General features: G+C 61.3%; 12 protein-coding genes, 1 other RNA gene and 1 pseudogene. 8 read left to right on the top strand and 6 right to left on the bottom strand.

Annotated features, from left to right (window positions below; all coding sequences use genetic code 11):
- Window positions 1–124 precede the first annotated feature (124 nt).
- Together KHP60_RS05000 and KHP60_RS04995 are read left to right on the top strand one after the other, a co-directional pair.
- Window positions 125–889 carry a response regulator transcription factor gene (locus KHP60_RS05000; protein ID WP_213562468.1) on the top strand — a complete coding sequence of 255 codons (765 nt, stop codon included), beginning with the start codon at window positions 125–127 and terminating at the stop codon, window positions 887–889.
- Between the two features lie 151 nt (window positions 890–1,040).
- Window positions 1,041–1,349 (top strand): hypothetical protein, encoded by a 309-nt coding sequence (locus KHP60_RS04995; RefSeq protein ID WP_249688516.1) that lies wholly within the window; start codon window positions 1,041–1,043, stop codon window positions 1,347–1,349.
- Window positions 1,350–1,434: 85 nt separating this feature from the next.
- Here the strand turns inward: KHP60_RS04995 and KHP60_RS04990 are convergent, their stop codons facing one another.
- The 4 genes from KHP60_RS04990 to KHP60_RS04975 form a co-directional block, all read right to left on the bottom strand.
- Window positions 1,435–1,635 (bottom strand): hypothetical protein, encoded by a 201-nt coding sequence (locus KHP60_RS04990; RefSeq protein WP_213562467.1) that lies wholly within the window; start codon window positions 1,633–1,635, stop codon window positions 1,435–1,437.
- Window positions 1,636–1,729: 94 nt separating this feature from the next.
- Window positions 1,730–2,620, bottom strand: a complete 891-nt coding sequence (locus KHP60_RS04985; protein ID WP_213562466.1) for a LysR family transcriptional regulator — start codon at window positions 2,618–2,620, stop codon at window positions 1,730–1,732.
- Between the two features lie 390 nt (window positions 2,621–3,010).
- Entirely contained in the window at window positions 3,011–3,685 is a 675-nt protein-coding gene (locus KHP60_RS04980; protein ID WP_213562465.1) for a hypothetical protein, read from the bottom strand.
- Between the two features lie 683 nt (window positions 3,686–4,368).
- Window positions 4,369–5,163: a response regulator transcription factor gene (locus KHP60_RS04975; protein WP_213562464.1), complete on the bottom strand. Its 795-nt coding sequence runs from the start codon at window positions 5,161–5,163 to the stop codon at window positions 4,369–4,371.
- 788 nt (window positions 5,164–5,951) lie between these two features.
- Here KHP60_RS04975 and KHP60_RS04970 point away from each other — a divergent pair.
- From KHP60_RS04970 to KHP60_RS04955, 4 genes are all read left to right on the top strand, one after another.
- Entirely contained in the window at window positions 5,952–7,316 is a 1,365-nt protein-coding gene (locus KHP60_RS04970; RefSeq protein WP_213562463.1) for an MSCRAMM family adhesin SdrC, read from the top strand.
- A 130-nt stretch (window positions 7,317–7,446) separates the two neighbouring features.
- Window positions 7,447–9,249 (top strand): type I secretion system permease/ATPase, encoded by a 1,803-nt coding sequence (locus tag KHP60_RS04965; protein ID WP_213562462.1) that lies wholly within the window; start codon window positions 7,447–7,449, stop codon window positions 9,247–9,249.
- Window positions 9,249–10,598, top strand: a complete 1,350-nt coding sequence (locus KHP60_RS04960; RefSeq protein WP_213562461.1) for an HlyD family type I secretion periplasmic adaptor subunit — start codon at window positions 9,249–9,251, stop codon at window positions 10,596–10,598. Before KHP60_RS04965 ends, KHP60_RS04960 begins: the two co-directional genes overlap by 1 nt.
- A 421-nt stretch (window positions 10,599–11,019) precedes the next feature.
- The gene (locus KHP60_RS04955; protein WP_213562460.1) at window positions 11,020–12,132 is read left to right on the top strand and encodes an NADH:flavin oxidoreductase/NADH oxidase; all 1,113 of its coding nucleotides are present in this window, start codon (window positions 11,020–11,022) and stop codon (window positions 12,130–12,132) included.
- Window positions 12,133–12,205: 73 nt separating this feature from the next.
- Here the strand turns inward: KHP60_RS04955 and KHP60_RS04950 are convergent, their stop codons facing one another.
- Together KHP60_RS04950 and rocF are read right to left on the bottom strand one after the other, a co-directional pair.
- Window positions 12,206–13,567 carry an NAD(P)/FAD-dependent oxidoreductase gene (locus tag KHP60_RS04950; RefSeq protein ID WP_213562459.1) on the bottom strand — a complete coding sequence of 454 codons (1,362 nt, stop codon included), beginning with the start codon at window positions 13,565–13,567 and terminating at the stop codon, window positions 12,206–12,208.
- Window positions 13,568–13,807: 240 nt separating this feature from the next.
- Entirely contained in the window at window positions 13,808–14,758 is a 951-nt protein-coding gene (gene rocF / locus KHP60_RS04945; protein WP_213562458.1) for an arginase, read from the bottom strand.
- Window positions 14,759–15,082: 324 nt separating this feature from the next.
- Between rocF and KHP60_RS25040 the strand changes: the two are divergent.
- Window positions 15,083–15,203 (top strand): annotated as a pseudogene (locus KHP60_RS25040) (manganese catalase family protein); the annotation flags it as partial.
- A 780-nt stretch (window positions 15,204–15,983) separates the two neighbouring features.
- Window positions 15,984–16,360, top strand: a transfer-messenger RNA (tmRNA) gene (ssrA, locus tag KHP60_RS04935).
- The last annotated feature ends 39 nt before the right edge of the window (window positions 16,361–16,399 follow it).

The following is a 16,399-nucleotide window of genomic DNA, read 5'->3' as shown; positions in this document are numbered from 1 at the left end:
TAACGCGGATCGGCTTCCTGGATCCAGCACCTTTCGACCAAGGCTCTCCGCCTCACATCACGTGCGAACGGCGTCACGATCCTGCACCATACATCGCTGAACGCTATCAGGGGGCACAGCCATCATGAGACACGATGTTGTCTATAAGGAACAGATTCTTCCCATTGTTCAGGACTCTTACCAGAATGTCACCACTGTCCTGATCTGTCAGAATCTCCTTCTTCGCACTGGCATCAGCCATATCCTCTCCGGAACGCGCTTCGTCCTTACGAAGGAACCTTGTGACGATCTGTCGAACCTACCTGCATTCACCGACAGCGTTCCTCTGCTCTTCATCATCTGCGAGAGTCGGCTGACGGAAGAATACGCGGCAACTGTCGGACATCTGAAGGCGCAATACTCATCCGCCCGGGTGGTCGTTCTGGCCGATGGGATGGAACCTGACACCGCCATGCAACTCTGTCGCGCCGGCATGGACGGGTTTTGCCCGACAAGCATGGATCGGCATGCTCTGGTCAAGGCGCTTGAGATCGTGATCCTGGGCGAAACCTATATTCCCGCCTCGATCGGGCTCATGCTTCTCGATCAGGTCCGTCAGGGCCGAGCTCATTTCGACCATGGCGTTGCCACCGCACCGGCCAATGATCCTGAGGTGCTGCATAGCAAGCTGTCGGGTCGTGAAGCCCAGATCCTCCGCTGCCTCACGCAAGGGGCTTCGAACAAGGTAATCGCACGGGAACTCGGCGTAGCCGAGGCAACGGTGAAGGTCCATATCAAAGCCATCTTGCGGAAGGTGAAGGCCTCCAATAGAACCCAGGCAGCCATGTGGGCGACCGGCCATCTCAACTTTTCACAGGATAATGCCGCATCCCTTGTCTCGGGCGAATGAGGGCGATTGCCAGCCCCTGATCCTTTTTGGCTGAATTCCGCGAGTCATCTCATCGACTCAGGTCGTCAATGTGCGGACTACCTCTTAGGGGGTAGCCCATGTGGCGAGTTGCGGATCAGCCGAATCCGGCTGTAAGCCTGATCTTGTCCTGATGGCGGATCAGTTGACTGACGATGTAAATGCGTATTTTGCGCCTCAGGTTCAAAGCGATAACAAATCACCTGAATGGTGCAGCGGGGCATACATGGATTATCAAGTAGAGCTGGTTGCTCGTGCATTTTACGATGCCGAGTATGAAGATTGCCTGTGGGATGGCGAGGCTGAATTCATAAAGCAGGAATACCGCGAATACGCTCGCAATGCCATCAATCTTCTTCATGACGACATCGGAGTTCTGCTGCTGGCTCTGGAGAGAGCGACGGCCGATGAGCATCCGGAACGGTCGCGCGCCGCAGCTTAAACAACCCCTTCTATTTGAGTAGAGGACTTGAGGATCGCGTTCACGACGTTCGATCCTCAAGTTCGCTTGGAAGCGATGCCGGCTCTCAGTGCGCATCCGGTGGCAGATCGGCGATCCGCTTGATCTCGAAAACGACCAGCATCAGGAATACCGACATTATCACGAGACCGAGCGCGTGTGTGAATACGCTCGCGCTGACCCCTGAAGCCGAAGAGACGAGAGCCAGGAGGATCAGGAAGGGGAGACCGAGGGCAATGGCTAAAACAGCAAGAACGGACCGTGACATCGGGGTGATCCCCTAAGGGCTTGAGGAAAGATTCTACTAGCCTAACAATCGTGGAGAAAATGAGGTTGAGACCTCACCCCAGCTTTGAGGACACTCAAAAATCCCAGCGCTGCGCCTTGGAGACGAGGAAGTCTCGGAAGACTTGCACACGCGCCACGGAGCGCATCTCTTCGGGATAGACGAGATAACTGTCGAGGGTCGGCATCTGCTCGTCACGCAGAACCTGCTGGACCCGTGGATTGTTACTCATCGCGTAATCGGGAGCCATGCCGATCCCGGCCCCATTCTCGATCGCCTGGCGGAGAGCCAGGCTGTCATTGACCACAAAACGGCTGGGACGAGGGTCCTTGGGATTGCGTCCCAGATTCGTGAGGCGGTGCAGCCCGAGGATGAAGGAAGGCTGATCCCCTCCCAAGCTGACGATGGAATGACGATCAAGATCGTCGATGCTCTCGGGCTCCCCGAAGCGCTCGATATAGGTGTGGGCTGCATAGGCATGATACTGAATGGTGAAGAGGCGGCGCTGGATCAGATCGGGCTGAGCCGGCAGGCGTAAGCGAATGGCGATGTCCGCCTCCCGCATAGCAAGGTCCAGTTCATCATTGGTGAGGATAAGCTGGATGCGCACTTCAGGGTAGAGGTCGAGAAATTCCGTGATACGCCGGGCAAGCCAGATGCCGCCGATTCCAACGGTTGCCGTGACCCTGAGATCACCGGCAGGCCGCTCACTGGTCTCGGTGAGGCGCTGACGTGTCTCGTCTAGGCGAACGCGGATATCCTGAGCGGCCCGGAAAAGCACGTCTCCATGCTCCGTCAGCACGAGGCCGCGGGGATGCCGGTGGAAGAGCGGAATCTTCAATTCATGCTCGAGGGCGCTGATCTGCCGGCTGATGGATGACTGGTTGACCCCGAGCTTCTCGCCGGCCCGGGTGAAGTTCCCGGCGTTGACGACTTCGTAGAACAGTCTGATCTTGTCCCAGTCCAATGCAGATCCTCAGGCAGGATGAAGGGCGTGCGGCAGCGTCGACGGCCAAATGGAGAACACCGTGACCGGTCAGGTCAAGCCTTATCTTCAAGAGAGGGGGCTCGTCGGCCTGGTCGTCCCTATCCGGACGGGCCGATGGTTAAAAGGCCCCCCAGGAGAGCAGTGATCGGGAGCTCGGTCATACACCCTATGCCAATCGGCGTGGGTTCGAGCTCGGCCTTTGCATCGATCTCGGAGGAAAAGGGAGCTTGATCGGATCAGTGCCGATGCCCCGCTATTTCAGCACAAGTCGATGATCGGCATGGGAGGTCGTGCTGCCTGTCAGCACGTCGTCCGGGCGACCTGACAGTCCCCTCAGCGGAAAACCGATCTACTGTTCCGTACGATGCGCTAGACGACCGAAAAATCGATCCTGAGCGTCGTATCCTGATCGATCGTCGCCGTCTGGATGGCATCGACATCGACGCCGAAACCGCCATCCGCGTAGCTGACGTCGATATCCGCATCCTGATCGACATCGATGGCCTGCTTCACACCGATCGCCACCTTGATCGCGAACTTCTCCTCAAGCTCATCGTCAATGTCCACGTCGACATCGACGTTCTGGCGGACGTCGAGATCGTTGGCGACAAAGAACTGGCTCTTGCCGTTCCAGCCATCCAACATCAAATCGAGTTCGGTATCCTGCACGATATCGACCTCGTTCTTGAGATAGAGATCGACATAGAGGATGCCCTCGGCTTCATAGATATCGAGGTCGATCTCAGTGTTCTGGTCGATCATCATCGACTGGTCAAGGCGCAGGAACATGCGATTGTTGTCGTCGATGTCGAGCCGGACGTCCGCGTCCTGGACCATATCGGCATCGTTGTCCATGAAGACGCGGATCTTGCTTTCACCCATCCAGCCGTTGAGCAGAACGTCCGCGTCCTGATCCACGAAGGCGGTCTGAACGATGTGGATGTCGTCGCTGTCCGGAATCGCAATCGGGATCCCGGCTTGGACTGGTGTTCCCGATGGCGTGGCCCCTTCCGGCGGAAATCCGACCGCCGCAGGGTTGGACATCGGATTGTCTGCGCCCCTCTCTTCGAGGTCGTATTCAGGGCCGTTCTGATCTTCGTTCGTCGAACCGCCGTCTGCCGGGTGATGCGAGACGCCGTTGGGAGTAAAGCCTGCCCCATGCGGAGCCCCTGAGGGAGATACATGCGCCGAGAATGTGCCCGACCCGCTGTCATCGTCCTTCATGACTGAATGACCGCCCCCGATTGCATCCGCCCGGTTCAGATCGACTGAGGACGGAGAAGTATGTGCAGCCGGGTTCTGAGCCGCCGGAGCCGTGACCCCTTGAGGTGACGAACCGGTGTCCTGATGGATCGGCCCGACGTGCGGCGCTGTAGGGTCAATGACGGGATTGGAGGAGGGGGAGGTTGGTAGCCCAGAATCCGAGATCTGGCGAACTCGGCCGCCATCGTCGGCCGTCTGAACGATTTCATCCTGCTCTTCGATCAGGAGCGGGAGCAGGTTGCGTGTTCCCCTGTCGGGTGGCAGCATCAGCGTCGACCTCGCGCGGCCGTTATGGACAAGGCAGTCTAGAGCGCGGACGCATCGATCCGCCAGTTATCCATTCAGGCGGCATCGATCTGTCTCAGACAATCATGGTGTGGCCCATGGGCAATGCTGGCGACCCGTCACGACGTCGATACAACCCGATCCAGCCCAACGGGCGACACCTGAATGGATTACGATCGTTAACGCAAGCCGTTGAGCTGACGATGCCGGAAGACCGCTTCCGTCCTGTTGGTGGCGTGCAGCTTGCGCATGATACGCTGGATATGCACTTTTATGGTGTTCTCGGAAATATTGAGGGAATGGGCGATCCATTTGTTGGACCAGCCTTTCTGGAGTGCTTCCAGCACGTCCAGTTCCCGTGCTGTAAAGATGACTGTCGCGCCGTTTGCCTCTGTCTTCAGCACGTCGCCGGTTTGCTCCACGATCGCGAAGTAGGGTTGATGACCGGCATGGGGCAGAACAAGCGGTTCATGATCTTCCGGCATCAAATCGCGCGTATCCTTGGTCCCATCGGCCAGTGGCAAATCCCCATTGATGAATCGCGGAAAATACGTGCCGCCTACCATCACGAGCTGCAATGCGGCGACTGCGACTTTGAATGAGGTGGACATCGGGATGATGCCGCGTACGCCCATGGCGATCGCTTCCTGCACATCTTTGGCTTTCATGCACATAGAGAGGATGACGATCGGAACATCGGGGTGGTACTGGAGGATGCCCCTGGCTTCATTCGTCAGCTGACCTCCCGAGGGTGCATGCGACTGAGCTCTCAACAGCACGAGCCCAACTGCCGTCTCCGCAGCATGAGAGAATTCCTCGACCGTTGAAAATCCTACGACCGGCGTGCCAGGGAACGCACTGCCTATCGCGTGGACGAGGCATTCTTGCGAGAATGGCTCGTCATCAATGATGACGAGAGCCTCCTGGCTCATACCATTTGAGTCGCCATCGGGCGTTGCATACGAAAAATGCATTACAACCCTCCTTCATGTGAGGCGCATCTCGTTGAATCGGTTCCCAAGAATTTTTGCGTTTCCTAAATCGAGTGTTCTCACGCAACGATTGGACGCCACGGTCGGAAAGGCACTAGTACCAGCGCTATTCCGCCATTGATCTGCCATACAGCAAAACTTAGCATTTAACTTCGAAGATGCACACGATACGCGATGGTTATTCTACAATAAGTAGACGGTTCTTTTAACCGTTTTTCATGTCGATTTCTAGGGATAGAGCCGCTAAGCTTGGCTTCAATTCATGCACGCCTTGAAGCCCTCGCTAAGACTATTGCTTCTGGCATGCCACCCCAGAGAGCCTCGAAGGCGCTCTCGATAGGTCGATTGTCACAACAGGCTCCTTCCTGTGATGAGAAAGGAAGCTTTCCCATCCTTTGCCCGTTTGAACATTCACACGGATCAACCGAGCGCCAGAATGTGAAGCTAATGTGAGGTAAGCCTTATTCTCCCGCTGTGGGAACGCCGAGTTGGCGAGATTTCCCGATATCGATCATCAGGTTAGAGGATCTACGGCGCCCATACCTCAGAAGGATTAGCGCATCAATAAAATCGCCAGTTCGGCTGATCCGTCAGGCAATAAACATCTACAGATGTATGCTGATCGCCTGAACGGGCGACCTGAACATTCTCCTCACCCATTCTGCGGCATGCGAATCGGCAACTTTCTTTCAGGCTCCGCGTGCGGGAGGCTTTGCTAAACCGCCTCAAAACTCCACGAGGCGGCGGCAATCATTTGAGGAGGCTCGAGAATGGCAGATCTATCAGAGTTCCTGAGCAAATTCGGATTCGAATTCGACATCCACGCCGACGTGAAGAACTCGCTCGACCAATGGCAAGACCAGGATATCGACACCAAGGCCGAGCAGAAGTCCGACATCGACCAAGACAACGACAACTCCAGCAAGTTGGACTACAAGCCGACGCAGATCGCCGCGAACGACGCCAGCGCCAACAACAAGGCGTACACGGACGTCGATACCGACAACGACTCGACGGTGACCAACACCAACACCTCGAACGGCGACTCGAAAGCCATCGCCGACAACGATTCGAACGGCGGCTTTGCCAAGGCCGGCGACCTCGCCGGCGGCTGGAACTTCGGTGGCGACACCAAGGGCGGCGACACCGACAGCGGCGACGCCAAGACCGGACCGGTCTTCGGCGGCATCGCCAAGGGTGAGGGCGGCGAAGGCGGCGACGGCGACGGCGGCAAGGCCTACACCGGCGACGCCGATAGCGGCGACGGCACCGGCGGCGAAGGCGATTCTGGCAACGTGAAGACCGGATGGGCCGACGCAGACGGCGGCGACGGCGGCGACGGCGGCTGGGCCAAGGGCGGCGATGGTGAAGGCGGCTGGGCCAAGGGCGGCGACGGTGAAGGCGGATTCGGCAAGGGCGGCGACGGTGATTCCGGCGACGGCACCGGCGGCAACGGCGGTGGCGGCGCGGGCACGTCCGGCGCGGGCACCGGCGGAGCCGGGACCGGCGGTGAGGGCACCGGCGGCGCAGGCACCGGAGGAGCGGGCACCGGCGGCGGAGCCAACGGTGGCTACGGCGGCTACGGCGGCGAAGGCACGGCGACCTCCGGCGCGGGCACCTCGGGTGCCGGCACGGGCGGCGCGGGCACCTCGGGTGACGCGGCGAGCGGCGAAGCCACGGGCGGTGAAGGCACCGGCGGAGCCGGCGGCTACGGCACCGGCACGGTCGGCGACAGCACGGGCGGCGCGGCGACTTCCGGCACGGCCACGGGCGGCAACACCACCGGCGGAAACTCGGCCGGCGGCGCGGCGACCGGCGGCAACGCCAACGCCAACAGTGGCGACACGAGCGGCGATGCCGACTCGAAGACCGACAACGACGCAATGTCCCAGATCGAGTCGGCTGCCGGCGGCAACGCCGTGGCCGCCACCGAGCAGGGCGGGGGTGGCCACGCCTACTCCGACCAGGACATCGGCGACTTCGCGTTCGACCAGAACAACGACTCCGACGCGACCAACGAGCAGAAGCAGGACGTCGGGGTGACCGTCGAGCAGGTGATGGACGCTATGCAGGAGGCGGGCGTGGATTTCCACTTCGACTTCGGCGACTTCGATTTAGGCGGCCTCAGCGCCTGAGCGCCTGAAAAACCATCCGGGACCAGGGGGAGACCCGCGGCCCCGGACCGGCGCTCGCGCAACACAGCCCCCCAGCCAGCGCGAGCGCCAGCCCGATCTTGACTGACGCGCCTGGAGGCCGCGTATGGCCATGAACTGGATGAAGGTCCGCCACCAGACCGAGGTGGAGCACGCCTTCCGGCTCTGTCGTTACTCGCTGGCCCTCGTCGCGGGCTTGAGCTTCTTCGTCAATCTGCTCGCCCTGACCATGCCGCTCTACCTGCTGCAGGTCTACGATCACGTGCTGTCGAGCCAGAGCCTCGACACGCTCTTCATGCTCACCCTCATCGTCGTCTTTGCGCTGGCGCTCCACGCAGTCATCGAGGCCCTGCGGCGCGAGATGCTCGCCCGCGTCGGTGCCTGGCTCGAAGAGCGCCTGCAGGCTCCCGTGCTTACCGCTGCGGTGCAGGCAGCGTTGCGGGCCGACCCTGCTGGAGCAGCCCAGGCATGGCGTGACCTCGGCACCCTGCGGCAGTTCTTCGGCGGCTCCGCCTGCACGGCCCTCTTCGACCTGCCATGGACGCCCATCTTCCTGCTCGCCATGACCCTGGTTCATCCGGTTCTGGGTGCGATCGGCATCGTGGCCTCCCTCATCCTGTTCGGCTTCGCTTGGCTCAACGAGACCGTGACGCGCGCTCCCTTTGCCCGTGCCGCTGCGGCCTCTTCGGAGAGCCAGCACCGCTTCGAGTCGCTGATGCGCAACGTGGAAGCGATCACCGCCATGGGCATGCTGCCCGGCGTGGCACGCATCCTGTCCGACGAGCAGGCGCATGCCAAGGCGGCCCAGCTGTCGGCGGGAGCGCGCGCCTCGGCAATTCAGGCCTCGGCCCGCTTCGTCCGTTTTCTCGCACAAGTGCTGGTGATGGCAGCCGCCTCGTTCCTCGTGATCCGGCACGATGTGAGCCCGGCTGCGATTTTCGCCGCCTCGATCCTGCTCGGCCGCTCGCTCGGGCCCGTCGAAGGCGCGATCGGCACCTGGAAGGCGGTCACCAATGTGCGACTCGCTTATGACCGCATCCGGCGCATCATGCAGGCGGCGCCGCAACCCGTGAAAGGCATGGAGCTGCCTGCGCCGAGCGGCCTCCTCGAAGTGGAGCAGCTCACCTATGTGCCCCCCGGATCGACCGAACCTATTGTGCGCCGCCTCTCGATGATGGTCTGTGCCGGCAAGGTACTTGGCGTGGTCGGCCCCTCCGGAGCCGGCAAGTCGACGCTCGGTCGCCTGATCGCCGGAACCGTGCCGCCGACCACAGGGCATGTGCGCCTCGACGGAGCCGATGTCGGCGTGTGGATGGCCTCCGGCGGGCACCGTTACTTCGGCTACCTGCCGCAGGACGTCGAGCTCTTCGCCGGTACCGTCGCGGAGAACATCTCCCGTCTGTCCGAGGCGAGTTCCTCGGAGGTGATCGCAGCCGCCCGGCTCGTGGATCTCCACGATACCGTCATGCGACTGCCCAGGGGCTATGACACCCATATCGGCGAAGGCGGGGCGCGGCTCTCCGGCGGCCAACGCCAGAAGCTGGGGCTTGCACGCGCGTTCTTCGGCGATCCGCGTCTGATTGTGCTCGACGAGCCGAATGCCAGCCTCGATCCCGAAGGCGAGGAAGCGCTGCGTCGGGCCATCGACGAGATGAAGTCCCGTGGTGCGACGATCATCGTCATCGCTCAGCGTCTCGGCATCCTGTCGGTCGCCGACAGCGTACTCGTGCTCGACAACGGCATGGTCAACGCCTATGGCGAGCGCCGCGAGATCGCCGAGCGGATCGCACAGGGGCGCACCGCGATTCGGGTCGTTCAGCAGGCGAAGTCGAAACCGGACGCACGTATGCCGAAGGTCAATGATGGACCGATGATCGCTGCACCGGGTCTGCAGGCCGACAAGGGAGCTGCGTGATGGCCAGGACATCTCCCGTCATCGACCTGTCCGACGTCCTGCCGCCGCCGCCTCCCACGCCGTTCCAGCGGATCCGGTGGCTGACGGCAATCGCCTTCGGGCTCGTGACCGTATTCATCGGCGGCTTTGGCATCTGGTCGGTCACCGCACCGCTGGAAAGTGCCGCCATCGCGCTAGGCTCGGTCGAGGCCGAGACAAGTCGCAAGACGGTGCAGCATCTGGAAGGCGGCATCGTTGCCAGGATCCTGGTGAAGGACGGAGATGCCGTGACGGCGGGCCAGCCGCTGATCCAGCTCGATGACACCAGGGCCAAGGCGACCGCACAGGCGCTTCAGGGCCAATTGCGCGAGGCGCAGGCCCGCGAGGCGCGGCTGCTGGCCGAACGCGACGGACACGACACCATCCTGTTCCCGCTCCCCTTGCGCCGGGCGGCGGGAAAGGATCCGGCACTCGCCGAGATGCTGACTGGTCAGGAGCGCATCTTCAACAGCCGTCGCCAGCTTTACCAGTCGCAGTTCGCAGTGCTGGTGCAGCGGCAGCAGCAGATCTCGCGCCAGATGTTCGGCCTGCGTTATCAGGTCGATGCAGCCAAGAAGCGCGCAGAGATCATCAAGAGAGAGATGGAGGCCATCGCGCCGCTCGTCGCCAGAGGCGTCATCGCCCAGCCGCGTAAGCTGGCACTCGAGCGAGAGCAGGCCGAGATCGACGGACGGCAAGGTCAGGCGCAGGAAGAGATGGCGCGCGCCGAGCAGGGGGTGGGCGAGGCTCATGCCCAGATCCTTAAGCTGCGTAGCGATCGGGAGGCCGAGATCGCGCAGAGTCTCCGCGAGGTCCAGGCGCTCGTCTTCCAGCTCTCCGAACGCTCCGAAGCTGCTGCGGACGTCCTTGCCCGTACTCAGGTGCGTGCGCCTGAGGATGGTGTCGTCACCGATCTTCGGATTCGGACGCCTGGCGGCGTCGTGGCGGAAGGCCAACCATTGCTCGATCTCGTGCCGAAGCACGACCGCCTCATCGTCACCGCCCAGGTAAGACCTGACGACATCGATGTCGTCCACCCCGGACTGCCGGCCCAGGTTCGGCTCATGCCCTACAAGCACCGCCGCGTTGCGCCGGTCGCGGGAACGCTCACCTATGTGTCGGCCGATCGCATGTCCGACAAGACCACTGAACGCTCCTATTACACGGCGCGCATCCGTCTCGACGAGGGCGCTCTGTCGTCGCTGCCGGGGGTAGAGGTGATGGCGGGCATGCCGGTGGAGGTCCTGATCAAGACCGGCAAGTTCACCGCAGCCGGCTACATGCTGCGCCCGGTGATGGACAGCTTCAACCGTGCCTTCCGCGAGGATTAGGACTCACGTACGCGATGAAAGCATGCAGGATACCCTGACGGCCAGGATCTCGTCCTACGGTCAATATGTCTCCTCGAGAAACGCCCGGCCCTGAATAGAAAGGAATTAGCGGCGCAGTTTCCCGTGGCCAACCGCCCCTGCTTGGGAGCAGCCGTTCTGTTTCAGAAAATCACGATCCTGGTTCGTTGGAACGCAACCTGATGAGGGCGGAAACGGATTTGCCATGGCTACGCTCGGGCTCATGAACAACTCATGGAAGAATCTGTCGTGACAATCCGAACGGCCCGAGCCGACCAAGGAACCCTCTAGCTTGGCGGCCAGAGTGTCGTGTCGGGTCAGACCTTTCCGGTGGCTGGCGCGTTTCAATGCCACCGAACTCCTCACAAGCCTTCAATCAACGCTCCAATGGAAGAGGCCATCCATGTCGCACGCGAAGCTCTTCACACCCTTCCGGGTCGGAGATCTCGAACTCGCCAACCGCATCGTCATTGCCCCGATGTGTCAGTACTCGGCCGAAGATGGCTGCATGAACGACTGGCACATGATCCATCTGGGCCAGCTTGCGCTCTCGGGCGCAGCGCTTCTCACCATCGAGGCGACGGCAGTTTTGCCGGAAGGCCGGATCAGCTATGCGGATGTCGGCCTCTATTCGGACGAGTGCGAAGCTGCCATGAGGCGCGTCCTGGAAGGCATTCGGCGATGGTCCGACATGCCGATCGGGATTCAGCTGAGCCATGCCGGGCGCAAGGCTTCCACGGAGGTGCCCTGGAAGGGAGGCGGGCAAATCCCGCCCGATCATGTCAATGGCTGGCAGACGGAGGCTCCTTCCGCAATCCCTCAGCAAGACGGCGACGTTCCTCCGACGGCGCTCGATCGGGATGGGCTTGCCCGTGTGCGGAGCGCCTTCGCCGATGCAGCCGGACGCGCCGCCAGGCTCGGTCTCGACGCCATTCAGATCCACGTGGCTCACGGCTATCTGCTCCACCAATTTCTCTCACCTTCGTCCAACCGGCGGGAGGACGCCTATGGCGGCTCTCTCGAAAACCGGATGCGCTTTCCACTCGAGGTGTTCGACGCCGTTCGCGCCGCATTTCCGGCCGAGCGTCCCGTAACGGTGCGCGTATCAGGCACGGACTGGGCAGCGGACGGTTGGACAATCGAGGAGACGGTTGAATTCGCAAAAGTGCTCAAGGCTCACGGATGCAGCGCGATCCATGTTTCGAGCGGCGGGCTGACGCCAACTCAGAAGATTCCGGTAGGGCCGAGCTATCAAGTGCCGCTCGCCCGCTCCCTGAAGCCGGTCGGAATGCCTGTCATTGCCGTAGGTCTCATCACGGATTTTGTGCAGGCGGAATCCATCCTCGTCACGGGCGACGCTGATCTGATTGCCGTTGCCCGTGCAGTCCTCTACGATCCTCGCTGGCCCTGGCACGCGGCCGCGCATTTCGGTGCTGCCGTCAAGGCGCCGAACCAGTACCTTCGCTCGCAGCCGCGGCAATATCCGGATCTCTTCAAGGTTCGCGCAGACGATTGACGACGGCCGTGGCAAGCGACGGGCAGATGTAGGCGCTGCTGGCCAAAGCGAAGCCGATCGGCTCGGAAGCGGATCACTGCCAGTCCGCTGTGCCTGAACGGGCCTGATCCCGACCGTGTCCGTGACGCGCGTCGGCCGCCGAGTGGAGGGAATGCATCTTTTCATCTCGGGCAATCTTCTGCATGTCAGGGCTATCGGTGATGAGGCGCGCTCCCCGCTGATAGGTCAGGTAGTTCCAGAGCCAGCTGAATGCCACGACAGTCCGGTTGCGCAAGCCGATTAGGAAGTAGATGTGCGCGAAGCCCCAGAACAGCCAGCCGATGAAGCCTGTGAGATGAATGGCACGGAGCTTCACCACGGCTGCCTTGCGCCCGATCGTGGCCAGATCGCCCTGATGGCGATACCGGAACGGCCCGGGCGAAGTCGTGTTTTCGACCTTCGAGGCAATCACGTGGGCCACGAAGCGGCCCATCTGCTTGGCCGCCGGCGCAATTCCGGGCACCGGCCCTCCAGTAGCATCGGCTGCTGACGCGGTGTCGCCGATCACGAAGATCTCCGGCTTGCCCGGAACCGACAGATCGGGCTCGACCTTGACCCGCCCGGCGCGATCGCGTTCCGCGCCAAGCCACTCGGCCGCCGGAGAGGCTACCACGCCCGCGGCCCATATGATCGTGCCGGCCTCAATCCGTGTCTCTTCCAGATCCACTCCGGCCTCGTCGCAGTTCGTGACCCGTGCAAGCGTCCTGACCTCGACGCCCATCCTTTCCAAGGCTTTGTGGGCATAAAGTGAGAGATCCTCCGGAAAGGTCAGCAACAAGCGAGGTCCTGCCTCCACCAGGATCACCCGCGCGGCATGCGGGTCGATCCGCCGGAATTCGGCTGGCAGGGCGTGATGAGCCACTTCCGCAATCGCTCCGGCCATTTCGACGCCGGTGGGACCGCCGCCCACGACCACGAAGGTGAGGAGACGGCGCTGCTCCTCATAGTCGTCGGTCAGTTCGGCATGCTCGAAGGCGAGAAGAACCTTTCGGCGGATGGAGGTCGCATCCTCGATCTGCTTCAGTCCCGGCGCCGAGGAGGCCCATTCCGGATGTCCGAAATAGGAGTGCGTGGCACCTGTCGCGAGGACGAGATAGTCGTATGGGATGGTCACCGATCCAGCCCGAACAATACGCGCGTCCGCATCGATGCTCGTGACATTCGCCAGGAGCACCGTCGCATTCCTCTGCCGCCTGAGGATACCCCGGATCGGCCAAGCGATATCGGCCGGTGACAGGGCCGCCGTAGCGACCTGGTAGAGCAGCGGCTGGAAGTAATGGTAGTTATGGCGGTCGATGATTGTCACATCGACAGGAACCTGCGCCAGGGACTGAGCCGCCGTCAGCCCTCCGAATCCCGCTCCAACGATCACGACCTTCGGTCTTGCATCGGTCATAACGGCCCTCGCTGTCGTTACGTAGGGAAGGCCTGCTTTTCGTCAGCACGTCCCACGCAGCCCAATTAGGGCAGTCCCCATGTTTCGCACCTGGGCAATTTGGAGCACACCCTGGATTGTACGGAAGCCTCCTGGGCCAAAGCCCGTCGATCCAATGCCTGAGCTCGGCAGATCAGGGAACCGGCAATTTCCAGGCATCATCCAGGTCCTCGGCGCCGCGCCAAGTGCTTTTCGATCGGCTCAGCCGATCCTCGGGGTATAGCGGTAACTCTGCGTCGGGCGGTCCAGCACCCGCCGCCCCATCAGACTTGCCACAAGATCAACCATGAGGAGGGCCGTACGTCCGCGCTCATCCAGAAACGGGTTGAGTTCGACCAGGTCCAGGCTGCTCACGAGACCGCTGTCGTGAAGGATCTCCATGATGAGATGCGCCTCGCGGAAGGTCGCGCCGCCAGGAACCGTGGTGCCGACACCTGGCGCGATCACGGGATCGAGGAAGTCGACGTCAAAGCTCACGTGAAGAACCCCTTGTGCCGCTGCAACGCGCTTCAGGAATGCATCAAGGAGCGACACGACGCCGTTCTCGTCGATGGACCTCATGTCGTGAACCGTCACGCCTGCGGTCTGCAGAGCGGAACGCTCCGCGGGATCGACGCTGCGGATCCCCATCATGCACACGTTCTGTGGCTTGATGGGAGCCGCAAGCGCGGGAAAGTAACCTTCGAACCCATTTCGGCCTGTTGCATAGGCCATCGGCACGCCATGCAGGTTGCCGCTCGTGGTCGTTTCCAGGGTATGGAAGTCCGGATGCGAGTCGAGCCACAGAACGAAGAGCTCACGGCCTTCTTCAGCCGCCCGGCGGGCGAGCCCGGTCATCGAACCTGCCGAGAGACTGTGATCGCCGCCGGCGAAAATCGGCATGCCGTCGCCGCTTGCCCGATAGGCCGCTTCGGCGATGGCCTCGGTCCAGGCGACAGTTTCCGAAAGGGCCTTGATGGAAGCATTCGGATGCTGCAGGTTCCGGAGCGGCCTGGGTACGATGTTGCCTCGATCCTCCACGGCATAGCCGAGATTTCGCAGCTCGGTGAGCAGGCCGGCGGTCCGAAAGGCGCTTGGGCCCATGTCGCAGCCAAGGCGGCCAGCTCCCTCCTGAACCGGCACGCCCAGAACGATGCACGGCTTCGAATTCATTGTATTCTCCCTAAGGTTCCGGCCGGTCGACGTGCAACCATAGTGAGTTGAACAGTGAAGTTTGACAAAAGGATAATGTCGGCAAGGTTCTCACCGGGGTTCAATGAGCCGTTCGGCCAGCGTTTGGCAGACGGATCGGACGCCACCTCGTGATGAGTGGTGATGGTATCCCATCCTGAAGGTCGTCGTGCAGGCGGTGAACGCCGAGTTCCGGATCCATCTCCCGTATCGAACTTCACTGCGATGCGGCCAAGCTTTTGACCGAAACTCTTTGCTGATGAAATCGATGTTCGATGGCAGGTTCAACGGTCTTACCTACCAGGAGGGCCTTCCATGTTCCAAAGCTTCAATTTCCGCAGCAGGAGCAAGCTGGGCCCCTTCTATAGCCTCGTTGCGGCCATCACGACCAAGGAACTTGGCCATGTGGAACTGGTGAACAATGGACTCGACGCCGAACATCCCGCTCGGCAACATCCCGGAATGCCAGAGATATCTGGAGGAGGTCTCGCATCGGCGGCTCTCTACCTTCAGCCCGGATGACGACAAAGAGATGGCGGGTATCTAGGGCACGCTCTTTCCCGCTTTTGGTCTTAGCGACGTAAACACGACCCCATCTTCATGCGACGCGCTAGGGCTGTAGCAACACTGGCCCTGAGAGCGGGACGTATCCTTATCGGCCCCTGGCGTACCGGATCCGCATTGCGCTCCAGGCGGGGACAACACACCCTTCAGCCTCCAGGCTCACCCGCAGGGCATACGGGAGACCGGGCCATCCCGCTTCCGTTCCCGTTCCATCTATCTGATCTTCGTTCTGCTTCTTCTGAACGGAGGCGATATCTCTGTGGGATATTAGATGAGCTCGATCCGGAGGCCTACTCGCATCACAGCCCTCACCATGGGCGACCCTGACCTAGAGCAGTATCTTGCGGCTATGGCTGCGCCGGCTTCCACACCATTCCCGGCGTTCCCCGAGAGCTCAGGGCAGGATGGGTCGCCCTCGGCGTTGCGGTCAAGTCACCAGGCAGGCTCATCCAATGGATTGAGACCCGCTCTCCATCGATTCCAAGGCAGCCATACCTGTAACTGGCATCTTCCGAGCCAAGGCGAGGCATGTCGCAGCCTAGCTCTACACGTTGCGCTGACGACATCGTTGCCAGCAAATGGCATGATCGATTCTGCAGGCCGCTTCGGTTTATCGACGCTCCGAGAACTGAAATCGCAATGAAGCCTGGAAATCAGGTCAAATCGTGCCTATATCAAGGGTGTCAGGTTCGCCTGACTATGATCGTAGAGGCAGAGTGGAATAGGCGTTTAGGACGCGGGTTCGATTCCCGCCGCCTCCACCACAAACACACCGGCCGTCCAGGTACCGCAGGATGGGTTTTGGGCGACAGGCCCTCGTTGAGGCCGTCTTGGTGTGTTTGTGATGGGGGCGATCTGGGTTCGACTGGGCGCGATAAAGGCTAGGCTGCGATTAGGCTGAGCTACGGCCTTAACAGTGCAAATTCACAAATGCCAACGACAACGTTGACATGGGTGCGGTGCGCCTCGCGGCGTAACCATCCGGGGCTCGGGATAGCCTAGCAACAGAAACGGCACCTTCGGGTGCCGTTCCCATTTTTTGAGCTGCCTGCAACTCCT

Source organism: Microvirga sp. 3-52 (assembly GCF_018383585.1).
In the GTDB taxonomy this organism is placed as follows: domain Bacteria; phylum Pseudomonadota; class Alphaproteobacteria; order Rhizobiales; family Beijerinckiaceae; genus Microvirga.
Note: the sequence above shows the minus strand (reverse complement) of the source record. Positions and strands in the feature narration are given on the sequence as shown.

Coding starts and splice junctions, on each gene's coding strand:
- KHP60_RS05000 (WP_213562468.1), top strand. CDS start 125: ATGAGACACGATGTTGTCTATAAGGAACAGATTCTTCCCATTGTTCAG.
- KHP60_RS04995 (WP_249688516.1), top strand. CDS start 1,041: ATGGCGGATCAGTTGACTGACGATGTAAATGCGTATTTTGCGCCTCAG.
- KHP60_RS04990 (WP_213562467.1), bottom strand. CDS start 1,635: ATGTCACGGTCCGTTCTTGCTGTTTTAGCCATTGCCCTCGGTCTCCCC.
- KHP60_RS04980 (WP_213562465.1), bottom strand. CDS start 3,685: ATGTCCAACCCTGCGGCGGTCGGATTTCCGCCGGAAGGGGCCACGCCA.
- KHP60_RS04975 (WP_213562464.1), bottom strand. CDS start 5,163: ATGCATTTTTCGTATGCAACGCCCGATGGCGACTCAAATGGTATGAGC.
- KHP60_RS04970 (WP_213562463.1), top strand. CDS start 5,952: ATGGCAGATCTATCAGAGTTCCTGAGCAAATTCGGATTCGAATTCGAC.
- KHP60_RS04965 (WP_213562462.1), top strand. CDS start 7,447: ATGAACTGGATGAAGGTCCGCCACCAGACCGAGGTGGAGCACGCCTTC.
- KHP60_RS04960 (WP_213562461.1), top strand. CDS start 9,249: ATGGCCAGGACATCTCCCGTCATCGACCTGTCCGACGTCCTGCCGCCG.
- KHP60_RS04955 (WP_213562460.1), top strand. CDS start 11,020: ATGTCGCACGCGAAGCTCTTCACACCCTTCCGGGTCGGAGATCTCGAA.
- KHP60_RS04950 (WP_213562459.1), bottom strand. CDS start 13,567: ATGACCGATGCAAGACCGAAGGTCGTGATCGTTGGAGCGGGATTCGGA.
- rocF (WP_213562458.1), bottom strand. CDS start 14,758: ATGAATTCGAAGCCGTGCATCGTTCTGGGCGTGCCGGTTCAGGAGGGA.